General features: G+C 67.5%; 13 protein-coding genes. 1 reads left to right on the forward strand and 12 read right to left on the reverse strand.

What is annotated here, in order from left to right:
• Window positions 1–2 precede the first annotated feature (2 nt).
• The 3 genes from ACOQFL_RS06450 to ftsZ form a co-directional block, all read right to left on the reverse strand.
• Window positions 3–749, reverse strand: a complete 747-nt coding sequence (locus ACOQFL_RS06450; RefSeq protein WP_435543164.1) for a YggS family pyridoxal phosphate-dependent enzyme — start codon at window positions 747–749, stop codon at window positions 3–5.
• Window positions 746–1465, reverse strand: coding sequence for a peptidoglycan editing factor PgeF (gene pgeF, locus ACOQFL_RS06455; protein ID WP_435543165.1), 720 nt, complete (start codon window positions 1463–1465; stop codon window positions 746–748). Before pgeF ends, ACOQFL_RS06450 begins: the two co-directional genes overlap by 4 nt.
• A 106-nt stretch (window positions 1466–1571) precedes the next feature.
• Window positions 1572–3059, reverse strand: a complete 1488-nt coding sequence (gene ftsZ / locus ACOQFL_RS06460; protein WP_435543369.1) for a cell division protein FtsZ — start codon at window positions 3057–3059, stop codon at window positions 1572–1574.
• 533 nt (window positions 3060–3592) lie between these two features.
• On the opposite strand from ftsZ, the gene ACOQFL_RS06465 reads away from it, so the two are divergent.
• A complete protein-coding gene (locus tag ACOQFL_RS06465; RefSeq protein WP_435543166.1) occupies window positions 3593–4276 on the forward strand; it encodes a spermidine synthase in 684 nt (227 codons plus the stop codon).
• Window positions 4277–4403: 127 nt separating this feature from the next.
• Here the strand turns inward: ACOQFL_RS06465 and ACOQFL_RS06470 are convergent, their stop codons facing one another.
• The 9 genes from ACOQFL_RS06470 to ACOQFL_RS06510 all read right to left on the reverse strand — a co-directional run bounded on the left by ACOQFL_RS06470 (window position 4404) and on the right by ACOQFL_RS06510 (window position 17492).
• Window positions 4404–5054, reverse strand: coding sequence for a cell division protein FtsQ/DivIB (locus ACOQFL_RS06470; protein WP_435543167.1), 651 nt, complete (start codon window positions 5052–5054; stop codon window positions 4404–4406).
• Between the two features lie 390 nt (window positions 5055–5444).
• The gene (gene murC / locus ACOQFL_RS06475) at window positions 5445–6836 is read right to left on the reverse strand and encodes a UDP-N-acetylmuramate--L-alanine ligase (protein ID WP_435543370.1); all 1392 of its coding nucleotides are present in this window, start codon (window positions 6834–6836) and stop codon (window positions 5445–5447) included.
• 110 nt (window positions 6837–6946) lie between these two features.
• Window positions 6947–8062 (reverse strand): undecaprenyldiphospho-muramoylpentapeptide beta-N-acetylglucosaminyltransferase, encoded by a 1116-nt coding sequence (gene murG, locus ACOQFL_RS06480; protein ID WP_435543371.1) that lies wholly within the window; start codon window positions 8060–8062, stop codon window positions 6947–6949.
• A 229-nt stretch (window positions 8063–8291) separates the two neighbouring features.
• Entirely contained in the window at window positions 8292–9716 is a 1425-nt protein-coding gene (gene ftsW, locus ACOQFL_RS06485) for a putative lipid II flippase FtsW (protein WP_435543168.1), read from the reverse strand.
• Between the two features lie 7 nt (window positions 9717–9723).
• Entirely contained in the window at window positions 9724–11154 is a 1431-nt protein-coding gene (gene murD, locus ACOQFL_RS06490; RefSeq protein WP_435543169.1) for a UDP-N-acetylmuramoyl-L-alanine--D-glutamate ligase, read from the reverse strand.
• Between the two features lie 114 nt (window positions 11155–11268).
• Complete coding sequence (gene mraY, locus ACOQFL_RS06495; protein ID WP_435543170.1) at window positions 11269–12345, reverse strand: phospho-N-acetylmuramoyl-pentapeptide-transferase; 1077 nt, start codon at window positions 12343–12345, stop codon at window positions 11269–11271.
• Window positions 12342–13850 carry a UDP-N-acetylmuramoyl-tripeptide--D-alanyl-D-alanine ligase gene (locus ACOQFL_RS06500; RefSeq protein ID WP_435543171.1) on the reverse strand — a complete coding sequence of 503 codons (1509 nt, stop codon included), beginning with the start codon at window positions 13848–13850 and terminating at the stop codon, window positions 12342–12344. Before ACOQFL_RS06500 ends, mraY begins: the two co-directional genes overlap by 4 nt.
• Window positions 13847–15490, reverse strand: a complete 1644-nt coding sequence (locus ACOQFL_RS06505) for a UDP-N-acetylmuramoyl-L-alanyl-D-glutamate--2,6-diaminopimelate ligase (protein WP_435543172.1) — start codon at window positions 15488–15490, stop codon at window positions 13847–13849. The genes ACOQFL_RS06500 and ACOQFL_RS06505 overlap by 4 nt, the downstream gene beginning before the upstream one ends.
• A gap of 211 nt (window positions 15491–15701) precedes the next feature.
• Entirely contained in the window at window positions 15702–17492 is a 1791-nt protein-coding gene (locus ACOQFL_RS06510; RefSeq protein WP_435543372.1) for a peptidoglycan D,D-transpeptidase FtsI family protein, read from the reverse strand.
• Window positions 17493–17603: the final 111 nt, after the last annotated feature.

Genomic DNA, 17603 nt, shown 5'->3' on the forward strand with positions numbered 1-17603 from the left:
GCTCACGGCGAGACTAACGGGCGCCCCCCGAGCAACGCCGTTCCGACACGCACTCGGGTCGAACCGTGGGCTATCGCACTCTCCAGATCACCACTCATTCCTGCCGACACCTCCCGAGCTTCGGAGAAATCCCGTCGAAGCCGCTCGGAAATTTCCGAAAGGGTGGCAAACGCCACATCCGGATCCTCGTTCAGCGGGGCGACAGCCATAACACCGCAGAGTCGAATCTCACACATTCGTGTAATCATCTCCGCCAGCTCAGGGACCTCCTCCGGTGAACAACCACCCCGATCCGCACGCTGCTCCAGGTTGACCTGAAGCAGTGCGTCCAACGGCTCGGAACGCTCACCCGCTTCGAGAGCACCGCCCACAGCCCGTTGCAACGCCTCGACCAGGCGACGGCTGTCCACCGACTCCACCACGTCGGCCCAACGCACCACCGATCGCGCCTTGTTGCGTTGCAACTGACCGACCATATGCCAACGCACGCGGGATCGCGGGCGCAACCGCCGGAACTCACGGACCTTCGGCGCGGCCTCCTGGTCCCGGTTCTCCGCGAGATCGGTCACACCGAGATCGGCCAGCAGTGCCGCGTCCGAGGCAGGAAACGTCTTGGTGACCGCGGACAGCGCGACCTCCCCGGAGGACCTTCCCGCGCGCACGCAGGCCCGATCGATGCGTTCCCTGACCTTGGCCAGCGACTCCGCTATTCCGGCCTTACGGGCGTGTTCGGTTGTCTCCTCGTTCACTGCTGCTCCTCCGGCTCGGACCAGACCACCGCGGCGATCCTTCCAGTGCTCCCCGAATCACGCCGGTGGCTGAACAGCTCCGGGCTCTCCAACGTGCAACGCGGGTCCTGTCCGATCCGTGCGATGCCCGCGGCGGCGAGTTGTTCCCACAGGCCGGCTCGCAGGTCCAGGGCGGGAGTGCCGCCACGCGTCTTGGTGGCACTGCCGGGCAACTGCCGTTCCACCTCGTCACGCATCTCGGGGGGAACCTCGTAGCACCCACCGCACGCGGCGGGGCCGAGCAGCGCCTCGACCCGGTCGATCCGGGCTCCGGTCTCGACCATCCGCCGCAGTGCGCTGACGAGTACACCGACTCGTGCCCCCACACGCCCGGCGTGTACCGCGGCCACGACACCGCTGACCGGATCGCCGAGCAGAACGGGTACGCAGTCGGCGGTCAGCACGACCAACGGCAACCGCGGAACGGCGGTGATCAACGCGTCGGCCCCCTCCACGGGTTCCGCGCGTGGACCATCCACCACGACCGCGGTTCTGCCGTGGATCTGTTCCATCCAGACGAAACGTTGTTCGGCTATCCCGATGCCGGCGGCGAGCTTTCCCCGGTTCGCGGCCAGGTGCTCCGGATCGTCGCCGACACGTCCCCCCAGGTTGAACGAGTCGAACGGCGGTTTCGAATAACCACCTTCACGAGTCGTGACCACACGACGAATCCGCACGATGCGCCCTCCCGCGAGTGCTTGCGAACATGCCACGGCGCGCCAGGTTCGACCACGCCGACACCGTGCATTGTCCCGCACTCCACGAACGGGCGAACGAGTCGTGTCACCTACGCATGAACGGCGGGATATCCACCTCGTCGTCGTTGTCGTCGTCGTTCTGGTTCCTGGAACGTCCCAGCAACGAACCGCCGAACCCGCTCCCGGATCCGGGGTAGCCACCAGCGGGCCTGGCGGGCACCGTGCCGGACTGCTGCTCACCACCGATGGTCGAACCGTCCGTACCGACGGCACCTCCGACACCCTGCTGGGGCTGACGCTGTTCCCCGGTTTCGTGGTTCGGCGTCCTCCCAGCTTCGGAGGAGACAGCCTCCTGGGACAACCCCGCGGCCGGGACGTTCGTGCCCTCCGGATCGGACTGCTGGGGCGACGACTCGTGCCTGATCGGGGTGGTGCCGGTGTGCTCCTCGGGCGGGCCGGTCGAGTAGGGCGCCGATGCGCTGGGCGCGCTCTCGGTGGCAGCCGGTGTTTCCCGGTTGACGGGTTCGGCCTGCCCCTCGACCACCTGGCCCGCCGTCACGGGCGCCTCGGGGTCGTCCTCCTCGGTGGAACCGACCTTGTCGGGATCCAGTTTCTTGTGCGTCGGTGCCCCGGCGTCGAAACCGGCCGCGATCACGGTGACCCGCACCTCGTCGCCCAGTGAATCGTCGATGACCGTACCGAAGATGATGTTGGCCTCGGGGTGGGCGGATTCCTGCACCAGCGAAGCCGACTCGTTGATCTCGAACAACCCGAGATCCGAACCACCCGCTATGGCGAGCAGTACACCGTGCGCGCCTTCCATGCTGGCTTCCAGCAACGGTGAGTTGATCGCCTTCTGTGCCGCTTCCACCGCTCTGCCCTCACCCCGTGCGGAGCCGATGCCCATCAGGGCACTCCCCGCCCCGGACATGACGCTTTTGACGTCGGCGAAGTCGAGGTTGATCAGCCCCGGTGTGGTGATCAGATCGGTGATTCCCTGCACACCGGAAAGCAGCACCTCGTCAGCCGAGCGGAAGGCGTCCATCAGGCTCACGCCGATGTCGCCGAGCTGCAACAACCGGTCGTTGGGGATGACGATCAGGGTGTCACACTCGTCACGCAGATCCTTTATGCCCTGTTCGGCCTGGTTGGCTCTGCGCTTGCCCTCGAACGAGAAGGGCCGGGTGACGACACCGATGGTCAACGCCCCCAGCTTGCGGGCCACCGAGGCGATCACCGGAGCACCGCCGGTACCGGTGCCGCCTCCCTCGCCCGCGGTGACGAAGACCATGTCGGCGCCCTTGAGCACCTCCTCGATCTCGTCCTTGTGATCGTCGGCTGCCTGGTATCCGACATCGGGAGCGGCTCCCGCTCCCAAACCGCGCGTCAGCTCACGGCCGATGTCGAGCTTGACGTCGGCATCCGACATCAGGAGGGCCTGCGCGTCGGTGTTCACCGCGATGAACTCGACACCCTTGAGCCCGACCTCGATCATCCGATTCACGGCGTTTACACCGCCGCCACCGATGCCGACGACTTTAATCACCGCTAGGTAGTTGTGCGGGGGCGTCATCGTCATCCGCCTTCCTGGTCGTGGCTGAAGCGCTCGCTGTGGGTGGACCGTGACAGGTCTCGGGTCGTGGACGCCGTCGGGCGTCCGGTGTGGTGTGTGACTACGTGGCCGACTCGTCGTCAACCCGCAGTGATCGGACGTTATGCACCGTGGACGGCAGGAGTCCAGCAGCCACGCCGATTACCGCCGCACGTGTGTCATCGACTCACCGGCCGTGACCACGAACACCCGCACGACACCCGGAAAGCTCCGCGCCCCACACCACGAAACCTCGAGTACACCCGACCCGTCGGCTTGTCACGATCACAGTCCACACCGTACCGCGAACGCATCCGCGAGTCGTGGTGTCCATGACGGCTGATCCGGGACGCACACGGACCTTCGAACGGTGGACCTCGTCAACGATATTGTGTGCTGCCGGGTGAGGAAAAGCGGGGCGGGGCAACAGCTGCCGAACATCCGCACGGCCGCCGATCCGCGCCGAGCGCTGAAACAACGCGTAGGCGACGCAGCCGACGAAAGGCGTGGGACGAGTGTCGGTCGAACGAGTGGCCACGGTGGATTCGCCGCGGGGCGAGGTCGTGTTGCTGCGGCGCGCGGACGGCACGCTCGAACTACGGGTCAACGGGGTGTTCGTGATGGACACCGCCCATACCGAGAGCGAGCGAATGCTGGCGCGCACGGCACTGGACTCGTTGCCCGTCCCGGAGAGCGAGGGATCCGGGCAGGGCGCGCGGGTGCTGATCGGCGGACTCGGGCTCGGCTACACCCTGCACGAGGTACTGGGCGAACCGCTCGTGCGCGAGGTTACCGTCGCTGAACTGGAGCCGGCGGTCATCGAGTGGTATCGGAGCGGTCTGGTTCCCGAACTGGCCGACGACCGTTCGGATGAGCGGATACACCTGTTCGCCTCGGATGTCACCGCGGTTCTGGCCGAGCGTACGAGTGGCTCCCTGGAGCTGATACTGCTCGATGTGGACAACGGCCCCGGCTACCTCGTGCACGACGCCAACGAGACGGTGTACGAACGGGCCTTTTTGATCGACTGTCACAACCGGCTCGCGGCGGGAGGGGTGGTGGCGATCTGGTCCGCGGCGCACTCCTCCGAGCTGGAAACGACCATGCGGGAGGTCTTCGACACGGTACGGCGGCACACGATTCCGGTCACGCTGGGCTCGCTGCGTACGGAGTACCATCTTTACTTGGGAACACGTTGAGAAACACCCGGTGCGAGGGAACGGGGCCGACGGGCTCCTCTGATCGGCGTCCCAACAGACTCGCCACCCGAACGATGTATCCCCGGACAACGGCAGACTACCGCCTCACCGGCCGCAGGCTCTCGGTTCAAGAAACTGTGGGCAGCTCCGGGCTGGTCACGTCGTAGAGCTCACCGGGACGGGTGAGCAGCACACGGAGAACCGTCGCTTTTCGTTCGGACTCGCCCGGCCCACCCCATTCGACGGTACGTCCCCGGGTCAGCGACATACGGATCCGCGGGGCTCCCGTTCCGGTCCCGACACGTACGGTGCTCACCTGATCCAGCGTTTTTTCGTCCAGAGCGGTCACGGCGGTCACAGCCGCCATCCGCACGCGCTTCGTCCCCTGTTCCGAGTCGAGCCGGAGCTCGGGCAGTTCGCTCGGCCGCTCGGTGACCGTGGCGAAACCGACCCCCTCGTCATCGACCAGCCGGAATCCCCCGGGGGTCCCGGTGTACATCACAGGTCGACGTTCCTCGACGCCGATGACCACCGTGGCGGGCAATGACAACCGGACGGTGGCCGTATCGATCCTGGAAATACCGTTCACGCGCCGCCGTACCCCGGAACGGTCCACCCGGACCATCGGTGTCCCGCGCTCGATCGCCGCCACCTGACGCACCCGGGACGGTTCGAGCACCCTGGTTCCCTCGATCCGCACGGAGCGCACTCCCAGCACCGGCGTGAAGAAGAGCACAACCGCACCGATGGTCAACAGGGCGAGCGACCCCAGCGCCATCCAACCTCGAACCCCCACACCGGAGGACTCGGTACCGGATCCACGCCCTCGCCGAGCTCTCGAGGCGGCGCGACCGCGCTGACGTGTCCGTGTCGTTCCGGAATCCGCCATGACGACTCCACGATCTCGTCCGATGGTGCTTCGTTCGGAACCCACGGCGGAACCCGCTCGCATGCTCGGGTACCGGCCCGCGCACGCCGGTCGAGCGGGCGAGATGGGGTCGCCGGGGATTCGATGGAACTCTGGTGGCTCGGTTTTCCCGTGCTCCCGCTCGGCGGAGCCTCTGCCGGTTCTCGGCAGGCAGCGGGCTGTGCTCGCCCCGGGAGACACACCTCCCGGGAAAGTGCGCTCACCCGGTTTCCGGGCCGGCCCGGAAACCGGGTGAGCCGGTCAGCGGTCCCGGTTCTCCGGGGCACCTGTGTCGGCGACACCGTCACGACTGTCGATCTCGGTCAGAATCTCCGCTCCCAGCATGGTGACGTCGCCCGCCCCCATGGTCAGCACGATGTCACCGGGACGTGCCAACTCCGCCGTTCGCGGCGCGACCTCGGTGATCGAGGGCTCGTAGTGCACCCGTTCAGGGGGAAGCGGCACCACGTCCGCGATCAGTCGACCGGACACTCCCGGCTGCGGCTGTTCACGCGCACCGTAGACGTCGAGCACCACCACTTCGTCGGCCTCTGCCAGCGCCGCACCGAACTCCTCGGCGAACGCGGCGGTGCGGGAGAACAGGTGCGGTTGAAAGGCGACGACGATCCTGCCGGAATCCACTTCGGTACGCGCGGCGCGCAGTTGAGCCCGGACCTCGGTGGGGTGATGCGCGTAGTCGTCGTAAACGCGCACACCGTCGGCTCTCCCCTTGAACTCGAAACGACGCCGAACCCCACCGAACGCTGCCAGCCCCTCCAGCAGCTCGCCGGTCTCGGCCCCGAGCTCGATCCCAGCCAGCAGCGCGGCGACCGCGTTCGCCGCCATGTGCTCGCCGGGGACCGAGACGTAGAGTTCCACGGCACCGCTTCCGCCCAGGATCAGTTCCGTCGAACCTCCACCGTGTTGTGGCGCGTAGGAGACGATGCGGGCGTCCTCCGACCCCGCCACGGCAGTGCCGTAACGCCGTACCCGCACCCCCGCACGCTCGGCTCGGTCGGCCAGCGCGGCGGCACCGGGATCGTCGGTTCCGGCGATGAGCACTCCACCCGGCTCGATCCGCTCCACGAACCTCTCGAACACCTCGACATAGGCCTCGGTGGTTCCGTGGTGGTCGAGATGGTCCGGCTCCACGTTGGTGACCACCGCCACCGAGGGGGAGAACACCAGGAAGGAACCGTCGCTCTCGTCCGCCTCGGCGACGAACAGCCCGCCTTCACCGTGATGCGCGTTCGCCCCGGAGTCGTTGAGATCACCGCCGATGGCGAACGACGGGTCGAGTCTGCAATGCTGCAGCGCCACCGTGAGCATGGATGTGGTGGAGGTCTTGCCGTGCGTTCCGGTGACACATGCCACCCGGTGGTCCCGCATCAGTGCGGCCAGCGCCTCGGCACGGCCGAGTACCGGCACACCCCGGCGACGTGCCTCGGCCAGCTCCGGGTTCTCGGCCTCGATGGCCGTGGAGATCACCACGGCACTCGGCCCCGATTCGAGTTGGTCCAGGTTCGGCCCGCCGTGTCCGATCGCGACGGCGGCCCCCTGGGTACGCAAGGCGAGCACGGTTCTCGAATCACGGGCGTCCGAGCCCGACACCCTCCTTCCCCGGGCCAGCAGGATGCGGGCGATACCACTCATCCCCGCCCCACCGATACCGATCAGATGCACCCGGGACAGCAGATCGTCGGTGGCGGCGGGAGAACCCTCCGAAAGTGTCTCCCGCGACTGCCTGCCATCCTCATCGTCGTTCACGCCCCGGCCACCTCCAGCGTGGTCTCGGCCAGCACCCGATCCGCCTCGCGATGCCCGGTTCCCAGCGTCGCGCGGTTCATTCGTGCCAGCACGTCGGAATCACCTGCCAACGGCAGTATCTCATCGATGACACGCTGCGGTGTCAGTTCCGCGTCGGAAATCAGTTTCGCACCGCCGGCGGTGACCACGGGTTGCGCGTTGAGGGCCTGTTCACCGTTGCCGTGCGGCAGCGGCACGAACACCGCGGGGAGCCCCACCGCGGACACCTCGGCCACCGTCATCGCACCCGAGCGGCACACCACCAGATCGGCCGCGGCGTATGCCAGATCCATCCGCTCCAGGTAGGGCACCGGCACGTAGGGCGGAGCTCCGGGAAGCTCCCGCACCGCCACCGTGTTCTTGGGTCCGTGCGCGTGCAGCACACCGATACCGGCCCTCCCCAACTCGTCGGAGGCTCCCGAGAACGCGGTGTTCAGTGTCTGCGCACCCTGCGAACCACCGAAGACCAGAACGGTCGGCGCATCGGGACGCAGCCCGTAGTGCGCGCGGGCCTGCGCACGCAGCGAGGCACGGTCCAACGTGGTTATCGACTCGCGCAGCGGTATTCCGATGGTGCGAGCCCCGGGTAACCCGCTGTCCGGCACGGCCGCCAGCACTTCCCTCGCGAAACGGGCTCCCACCTTGTTGGACAGCCCGGCTCGTGCGTTCGCCTCGTGCACGACGATCGGAACTCGACCACGGGCTCCCAAATAGGCGGAGAGAGAGACATAGCCACCGAATCCGACGACCACGTCGGCACCCACCCGTTCCAGCACCTCACGGGTACGACGCACCGAATCGCGGACCTTCGACGGCATCCTGAGCAGCTCGGGGCTGGCCTTGCGCGGCATCGGCACCGGGGGAACCAGTTCCAGCGGGTAGCCGCGTGCGGGCACGATCTCGGTCTCCAGCCCGCGTTCCGTCCCGAGAGCCACCACATTGGCGTCCGGACGCAGCCTGCGGACGGCATCGGCCAACGCCATCGCGGGCTCGATGTGGCCTGCTGTGCCACCACCCGCCACGACGACCGTGGGCCCCCGACGTCGCGGCGAATCGGCGCCGGCCTCCCCCACGGGAGACGGTGCTCCAGCTCGACCGCTCGGGTCACCCGGTTGCTGCGTGTTCAACGAAGTCCTCCTTGGTTTTTCGATCGCGCACCGCTGGATCGGGTGGCGATTCGGGACGATCGGCGGCGGTCCGGTGATTCACAGCACCGGAGCCGTTTCACGCGAGCTTGTCATGCCCATCGAACGGGCTCCCCGCTCCCGTCGGTGGAAACCGCTCGTTCCGGCGGTTTCCGGCTCATCGCGGCGACCCGGAACGTCGTTGTCCGCTCGGTGCCCGCCGTTTCGCGGGATTCGACCCCTCGGAGGGGTTCTTCTTGCCGGACGGCTTGGTGGCCTGGGGTCTGCGCTGGTTGGCCACCCTGGCGGGACGGCGCGAGGCGGGAGGCCGATAGGGCGAGGGAGTGGGCAACCGGAGCAATCTGCCGATCCTGCCCGGGCCGAGGGAGCGCAACGCCGCGATGGCCTCGGGTTCGTGCCTGGCGAAGTTGGCCAGCAATCCGAAAACGACCATGGTGGTCACCACCGAGCTGCCCCCCGAGGAGATCAGCGGTAGCGGCAGTCCGGTGACGGGCAGTAGCCCCACCACGTAACCGATGTTGATCGCGGCCTGCCCCACCAACCACATGGTGAGCGTGGCCGAGACCAGCTTGATCCACGGATCGGTGTTGCGAGCGGCGATCCGCATCCCCACGTAGGCGACCGTACCGAACAACAGCAGCACGGAGGCGCACCCCACGAACCCCAGTTCCTCGCCCAGCACGGCGAAGATGAAGTCGTTGTCCGCTTCGGGCAGGTACTGCCACTTGGACCACCCGCGTCCGATTCCCTCGCCGAACATGCCGCCGTCGGCGAGCGCCAGCCGCGCCTGGGTCGCCTGAAAACTCTTGTCGCCGCTGCCGCTGCCACTGCCGCTGTCGGAGCCGAAGAACGAGGTAATCCGACTTATCTGGTAGCGGAAAAGAAAAATCAGGGCGAGCATCCCGGTTACGGCACCGAGCACCAGGGCGCTGAACAACCGCAACGGTGCACCCGCGAACCACAACAGCGCCAGCAGCACGATGCCGAGAGTGACCGTGGAGCCGAAATCGGGCTGCATCATCACCAAGGCGAACATCAACAGCGCCGCCGGCAGCACCGGCACCAGCAAATGACGGTACTGGCCGAGCAGGGCCCGCTTGGTGACGAGCACGTGAGCCCCCCAGAGCGCGAGCGCGATCTTGGCGGGCTCCACCGGTTGGAACGAGACCGGCCCGATCCGAAACCAGCTCTGGGCACCGTTGTTGGAGAAGCCCAACTTGGTCAGCACCAAGGAGAGCAGCACCAGGCACACCAACAGGAACACGTGACTGAACCGGCGCAGCATCCACACCGGCATTCGCATTGCCACGTAGCAGCAAACCGCTCCGCCGAGGCAGTGCAGCAGGTGCTTCAGGAAGATGCTGTAGGAGGAGCCCTGGCGGCTGAAGGACTCCACGCTGGAGGCCGACAGCACCATCACCAGCCCGAAAGCCGTCAGCAGCCCGAACACCACGAGTAACAGGTGGAACGAGGCCAGCGGTCTGGTCAACCAGGAAGTCAGCGCGGAACTGATCCCGCGCAGCCCCTCCGCGACCCCCGGTGTGCCTCGTCCACGAGTCCCACTCGTGTTCCGGGCTGCCACAGCTGCCTCACCCCCTGGGATATTCGGCTGGTTCCGTCCCCGGTTCCGCCGCCACGGCACGTACCGCGGCCGCGAATTCCCGCCCACGATGGGCGTAGTCGGTGTACATGTCCATGGACGCCGCGGCCGGTGCCAGCACGACCGCGGTTCCCGACGTCGCGTAGTCGCTGGCCAACCGCACCGCCTCCGACATGGCAGCTTCCCGGCGCGGGGGAACACCGACGACCGGCACCTCCGGGGCGTGACTGCGCAACGCCTCGGCTATCGGCTCCTGATCAGTACCGATCAACACCGCGGCACGCAACCGGTGGGCGTGTTGCCGGACGAGCTCGTCGACCTCGGCCCCCTTCAGGAGGCCACCCGCGATCCATACCACGTCCCGATGCGCACCGAGCGCGGCCGAGGCGGCGTGTGGGTTCGTCGCCTTGGAATCGTCGACGTAGACGATTCCCCTCGACCGGGTGACCACGACGGAACGATGCTTTCCGGGAGCGAACTCGCGGAGCCCTTCGGCACAGGCGGTCGCGGACACCCCGCACGACCGGGCCAACGCGCAGGCGGCGAGGGCGTTGGCGAGATTGTGCTCACCCACCTGCCGAACATCGGCCACCGTGGCCAGCGGCACCGGTGCGGCTTCGGTCGAGGCGGAAACCCCGTCCGGACCGAACGCGCGATCGAGCAGTGCCTCGTCCCGAACTCCCAGTTGACCGGGCTCGGGCTCGCCCAGCGTGATCCCCACCCGTCTCGCCACGGAGTGTTCGGTGACGAGTTCACGGGAGGCGGGGTCGTCCGCGTTGTAGACCGAAACCGAGTTCCCGCCGTACACCTTGCCCTTGGCAGCGCCGTAGGCGTGCAATGAGCCGTGCCAGTCCAGGTGGTCCTCGGCGAGATTGAGGATGACCCCGGTGTCGGGGGAGAAGGTGTTCGACCAGTGCAGTTGAAAACTCGACAGCTCCACGGCCAGCACACGATGGCCCGCGCGGACGGCATCCACGGCGGGCAGTCCAACGTTTCCGCAGGCCACCGCATCCATTCCCGCCGCACGCAGCACCGACTCCAGCATCCCGACGGTGGTGGTCTTGCCGTTGGTTCCCGTGACGGCGAGCCAGCGGGCGGGCAGTGCGGAGGTCCGGTCGAGCCGCCAGGCGAGCTCGATCTCGCTGATCACCTCGATTCCGGCGGCCTCAGCGGCCGTCAGCAGCGGTGAATCGGGGCGCCAGCCGGGACTGGTGACCACGAGATCGGTACCGCGCGGGGGCTCGGTGAGGCCGGGGACGAGTTCGGCGCCTTGCATCCGTGGTCCGGACAGCTCGGCCAGCCGTTCCTCGGAAGCGTCCGTGACGGTGACAGTCGTCCCCTCGGCCAGCAGCGCCTCGGCGGCCGATCTGCCGGAAACCCCAGCTCCGGCGACCAGAATCCGCGTCCCCACCTTGCTCATGACCTCACCAAAGATCCTCGTGAACTGCTGTCTCGTTCATCGGCCCGCCGGGACGTCCCCGGAGCACGGCGACCACTCGCTCCGGAGGAACGCGTCTCGGCGGGCCACCGGGCCTCAGCTCGGTACCAATGCCAACCAGTCGGCGTAGAACAGCCCGACACCGAACAGGCAGCTGATCGCCGCCAGTATCCAGAACCGAATGATAACCGTCGTCTCCGCCCACCCGGCGAGTTCGAAGTGGTGATGGAACGGGGCCATCCGAAACAGTCTGCGCCGCGAGGTACGGAAGACCACGATCTGCAGCACGACGGAGAGCGCCTCCACCACGAACAGACCGCCGATGACGATCATCAACAGTTCCGTTCGGGTGGTCATGGAGAGTCCGGCCACGAGTCCACCGATCGCGAGCGAACCGGTGTCCCCCATGAAGATCTTGGCCGGAGCGGCGTTCCACCAGAGGAACCCCACACAGGCTCCCATCGCGGCGGCGGCCACCACCGCGACGTCGAGCGGGTCACGCACCTGATAGCAGGCCGGCCCGGGGTCGTCCAACAACGCACAGGAGTTGCGGAACTGCCAGAACCCGATCAACACGTAACTGGCCAGCACCATCGCCGCGGTGCCACCCGCGAGCCCGTCCATGCCGTCGGTGAAGTTCACCGCGTTGGACCAACCGCTGATCGCGACGTAGGCGAAGATCACGAAGCCGATGACCCCGAACGAGACCACGCTGATGTCGCGAATGAACGACAGGTGCGCGGAGGCGGGGGTGATGCCGTTCTGGTCCTTGAACTGCAGGGCCAGGATCGCGAACAGGACCGAGGCGACCATCTGCCCCACGAGCTTGGCCGTCTTGTTGAGTCCGAGATTGCGGCGCTTGCGGATCTTGATGAAGTCGTCCAGAAAACCGACGAAGCCCAGCACGGTGGTCAGGCCGAGCACCAGCAGGCCCGTGACGCTGGGAAGCGCCTCGGAGACGGTGAGATGCGTGGCCAGATAGCCCGCCCACATGGCGACGAGGATCGCCATCCCACCCATGGTGGGTGTCCCCCGCTTGGCCGAGTGGGACTTCTGCACCTCCTCGCGGATCTCCTGACCGAACCCCTGCTTGGAAAAGACCCGGATGAGGTAAGGGGTGAACAGAATCGAGACGACCAGCCCGACGGCGGCCGCGATCAGAATGTGCTTCACGTCGTACCACCGTCCCGCCCGGTGGAGCCCTCCGCCGAACCGGGTACCGCGGGAGTCAGCTCCTCGGCGACCCGCCACAGCGCCGCGGCGTTCGAGGCCTTGACCAGCACGACGTCATCGGGCCGCAGCTGCTCGCGCAGCAAGGCGAGGGCAGCGTCCACATCGGGTACCAGAACCGATTCCTCTCCCCAGGAGCCCTCCAACGCGGCTCCCTGATGCATGGCGCTTGCCTGATCACCCACCACCACGAGGCGATCGATGTTCAGCCGCACGGCCAGGCGTCCTATCTCGTCGTGTTCCTCGGGGCCCGCATCGCCCAGTTCACCGAGCGCACCGAGTACCGCCCATCCCCTGCCGGGACGGTCGTGCGTCATGGCCGCCAGTGCTTTCAACGCGGCCCGCACGGACTCGGGATTGGCGTTGTAGGCGTCGTTGATCACGGTCACCCCCTCGGGGGTGGTGGTGACCTCCATCCGCTTTCCGGACAGCTGTTCGATCCCGCTCAGCCAGTCGGCGATGTCCCCGGTCGTGGCTCCGAGCTCGAACGCCACGGCAGCCGCTGCCAGCGCGTTGCCGACGTGGTGCTCACCGTGCAGCGGCAATCGCACCCCGGCACGCCCCTCGGGAGTGATCAGGGTGAAACGCGGCCGCGCGAGCTCGTCCACCTCCACGTCCTCGGCTCGGACCGAGGCATGGGGGTGCTGCCCGAAACGCAGCACCCGCGCCCGGGTGCGCTCGGCCATGGCCGAAACGACCGGGTCGTCGGCGTTGAGTACCGCCACTCCGCCTTCGGCGGCGCTCGGCAGGGCCTCGACGAGCTCACCCTTGGCCTGTGCCACCGCTTCCCTGGAACCGAACTCGCCGAGGTGGGCACTGCCGACGTTGAGCACCGCCCCGATCCGGGGCGGAGCGGACTCGCAGAGTTCCGCGATGTGCCCCATGCCGCGGGCGGAGAGTTCCAGCGCCAGGTATTCGGTTCGTTCGTCGGCACGCAGCACTGTCCACGGATGACCGAGCTCGTTGTTGAACGACCCCGGGGGGGCCACCGTGGGGCCCATCCGTTCGAGCAGTTGCGCGATCAGGTCCTTGGTCGAGGTCTTGCCGGACGAACCGGTCACTCCCACGACCGTGAGTTGTTTCGCGAGTTTGTCCACGACCAAACGGGCGAGCCGGGCCATGGCCACCAGAACCGCGGCTCCGGAGCCGTCCTCGTCGGCCGCGAGCGCCATCGCACGGGACCGCTCCGCCGAACCGACGGCGGGAACGATCACGGCGGGAGCCGCGACCTCCCTGGCGGCCAGTACCGCGACGGCACCGTCGGAGACGGCCTGTTCCGCGAACCGGTGACCATCGACCTGCTCGCCCGGCATCGCCACGAACAGCCCGCCGGGCCGAATCTTCCTGGAATCGAATTCGACGGCCGCGGTGACGACCTCGCTGCCATCGGCGCGGTGCAGCCTGCCACCGACCGCCCCAGCTACCTCGTCGAGGCTGAGCCGGATCACCTTGCCTCCTCGTCACTTCCCCGCTGGTTGTCGGGGATTCGACCAGCGGGGACGGTTTCCGTCCCTTGCGGATTCCCGACCCGTTCACGCAGTGCCGCGGTGAGTTCGTCGCGATCGGAGAACGGGTGAACCACACCCGCCACTTCCTGACCGGTTTCGTGCCCCTTACCGGCAACCACGACGATGTCACCGTCGGCTGCGCGCCGTACCGCTTCCACGATGGCCGCACGCCGATCACCGATCTCGTGGGATTCGGCACGTTCGGACTTCGCGACCCGCGTGGTTCCCTCGAGCACGGCGGCACGGATCAGCGCGGGATCCTCACTACGGGGGTTGTCATCGGTCACTATCACAATGTCGGCCCGCCGGGCTGCCGTGGCTCCCATGACGGGACGTTTGTCCGTGTCCCTGTCGCCACCACAACCGAGCACGACGATCACCTTCCCCGCCGTCTGGGAACGCGCGGCCTCCAGAACAGCGCCGACGGCTCCCGGTTTGTGGGAGTAGTCGACCACCGCCGCGAAGTCCTGTCCCAACGCGACACGCTCCATGCGTCCCGGAACATCCACCTCACCGAGTCCGTTCGCGATGTCGGCGTACTCGACGCCGACGGCTCGTGTCATCGCGGTGGCCAACAGGGCGTTGGCGATGTTGAACGAGCCCGGCAGTCGCAGCTCGACCTCGGTACGGGCGCCGTCGGGAGCGTTGAGGACGAACCGCTGTGCACCGGTGCTGCTGGTGACCACATCGGTGGCCGTCCAGTCCGCGGTGCCCTGTGTGGCCACCGTGACGGTCTCCGGCCCGACCAGTCTCAGGCCCCACTCGGTGTCGGTGCACACCACCTCCCGAGCGCAACGACCGTCGAACAGCATCGCCTTGGCCGCGAAGTAGTCCGCCATGTCGCGGTGGAAGTCCAGGTGTTCGCTGGAGAGGTTGGTGAAGCCGCCCACGGCGAACCCGAGCCCGGCAACCCTGCCCAGCACGAGGGCGTGACTGGACACCTCCATGACCACGTGGGTGACTCCCCCTTCGAGCATCACCGCCAGCAGTGCCTGCAGGTCGGGGGCTTCCGGGGTGGTGAACGCGCTTTCCAGCCGGGAGCCGGCCAGCCGGGTCTCGACGGTCCCGATCAGGCCGGTGACCAGCCCGGCCGAGCGCAGCGCCGAGTCGATCAGATAGCTCGTGGTCGTCTTGCCCGAGGTGCCCGTCACACCGAGTACCGACAACCTGTCGGCGGGACGGCCGTAGACCTCTGCGGAGAGCTCACCGAGCACGCCGCGCGGATCCGGATGAATCAACAGCACGACCTCGCCGCGTGCCACGGCCGGGTGCCGCAGCAGGGCGGTGTGCGCGGCACCAGCCTCATCGGTGAGGACCGCCCGGGCGCCCGCGTCCAGTGCGGTGGCCGCGTGCTCGGCACCGTGCGTGCTGGCACCCCGCAACGCGGCGAAGACATCACCCGGCCGTACGTGCTGGGCACGCAGCGTCACTCCGGTCACCTCGACGGACGCGGCGTCCCCTGATTCCGGGGTTTCGGCAGGACGAACTACACGGGCACCGATCGAGTCGGCTAACTCCTCGACACGTACCGGCTCGACACGCGAGGGACGTGGCGGAGAACTCGCAACCGGGGAAGGCACGGGAAAAAGGTTACCGGTACCGCTCCACGGAGCAGCTTTACGGTAGGCAGGTGCGTCGCGAGGCGGTCTCGCCTGCTCAAACGGTTTTCACTCGGCCGAGTGAAACACTGCTTTTCCCTACACATGAGCCCGGCAGTTCTCCGGTCGGCTCGCGCACACCGGTCCGAACGATCCGGCACGGGACACCGTCGTGGTCATCCCACCCGTCGAGTCACCTAACCCGCAGTGTCATCTCCGGAGCCGGTTCGGCGGACAGCGGGATGTCGTACCGACGTGTCAGATCGGCCGCGACGTCGTGGAACAGCGGAGCGGCGGTGAGATTTCCCCTGTCGGGATTGTCGAGCATGATTCCGATCACGTACCTCGGGTTGTCGGCAGGCAGCATCCCCGCGAAGGTGGCCCAGTGCTGCGAGTTGCTGTAACAGCCGCACTCGGGGTCGGGCTGCTGCGCCGTCCCCGTCTTACCGGAGACCTGGTAGCCCGCCAACGCGGCCTGCGGTGCGGTGCCGCGCTGCCCCTGCTCGTCCTGCACGACCGCGCGCAGCATGTTCTTGACCGTGTCGGCGGTTCGCTCGCTGACGACCCGGACCCCCTCCGGGTCGGGCCGCTGGTGCTCCTGGCCGTTCGGTCCGATGGTCGAGTCCACCACTCGCGGCGGGATCCGTACGCCGTCGTTGGCGATGGCCTGGTACATCCCAGCCATCTGCAACACGGTCATGGACAGCCCCTGGCCGATCGGCAGATTGGCGAACCGGGTGTCCGACCACTGCTTGCTCGGCGGAACGACCCCGGAACTCTCCCCGGGAAGGGCTATGCCGGTCTTACTGCCCAGGCCGAACTTCCGCACCAACTCGCCGAAGCGCTCCTTGCCCAGCTTCTTCGCCGTCATCAGGGTTCCCACGTTGGACGACTTGGCGAGCACTCCGGTGAACGTGAGCGGGAGAGTGCCGTGTTGCCAGGCGTCCCTGACCGTGGCACCACCCATCTCGATCTTCGACGGCACACGCAGCACGCTGTCGGGCCGCATGATGCCGTGTTCGATGGCCCCGGCGGCCGTGATGACCTTGTTCACCGAACCGGGTTCGTAGGGAGTGGTGACCGCCGGATTGCTCAGGTGACGGGAGGCACGACTCCCCTGCGAGGGATCGACCGAGGGATCGGAATTGGCCAGGGCGCGCACCTCGCCGGTCCGCGAGTCCAGCACGACCGCACTGCCTCCCTCCGCACCGACCTCCCGAACGTAGGAATCGAGTTTGCTGTCGAGCACGAACTGCAGGTCCGAGTCGATGGTCAACCGGACGTCGGAGCCCGGCTCCGCCGGTCGGATGGTGCGTTTGGTCCCGGGGATGACGAGTCCGGTGCTTCCGTGGGCGGTGTGGGAGATCCGAAGACCGTCCTCGCCGGAGAGCGCGCTGTCCAGCGAGCTCTCGAGGCCGACGTTTCCCAGGATCTCGTTCTTGCCCTTGCGCCAGGAGGCGGAACCGACGATACCGGCGCCCACCGAGCCGGCCGGATACTGCCGGACCGCCCTGTACTCGGTACCGATCTGCGGATACTTGTCGTGGATCTTGCGGGCGACCGCGGGATCGATCAACGAGCCGAAGTAGAGGAACTGCTCACCCGAGAACAACGCTCGCAGGGTTTCCTGTTCGCTCACCCTGCCGTTGGTCACCTTGCCGATGTAGGCAGCGATCTCCCGTTTCTTCTCCGGGCCGGGCAACGCCTCGGGATTCTCCGCCTCGCGCTGCTGCTGATCCAGCAGTCTCGGATTGGCGTAGAGCTTGCGGGACTCGCTGCTGAAGGCGAGCACCCTGCCCTCCGAATCCAGGATGGAACCCCGCTGCGCGGGGATCGTGGTCTTGGTGAGCAACTGGTCGTCGGCCCGTTCGGACAACGCGCTCGCCTCGAAGCCCTGTATCACCACCAGTTTCACCCCGGCGGATACCAGGGCCAGTACCAGCAATATCCGGCCGATGCCGAACCGCCGCTTGTTGGAAGCCACTCCGGGGCGAGATTTGCGCGGACCACGTCGCTTGCCCGCGGAACCACCGCCACGAGCGAGCTTGGTGCCCCCGCTCGCGGCCGTCCCACGCCGCGGTGCCCGCCCCGAACG

Origin of the sequence: Actinopolyspora sabaoui (assembly GCF_051225635.1) — a bacterium.
Taxonomy (GTDB): Bacteria; Actinomycetota; Actinomycetes; order Mycobacteriales; family Pseudonocardiaceae; genus Actinopolyspora.

Excerpts from the sequence above, each read along its gene's own strand:
- ftsZ (WP_435543369.1), bottom strand. The coding sequence starts at position 3,059 with ATGACGCCCCCGCACAACTACCTAGCGGTGATTAAAGTCGTCGGCATC.
- ACOQFL_RS06470 (WP_435543167.1), bottom strand. The coding sequence starts at position 5,054 with ATGGCGCTGGGGTCGCTCGCCCTGTTGACCATCGGTGCGGTTGTGCTC.
- murC (WP_435543370.1), bottom strand. The coding sequence starts at position 6,836 with ATGAGTGGTATCGCCCGCATCCTGCTGGCCCGGGGAAGGAGGGTGTCG.
- murD (WP_435543169.1), bottom strand. The coding sequence starts at position 11,154 with ATGAGCAAGGTGGGGACGCGGATTCTGGTCGCCGGAGCTGGGGTTTCC.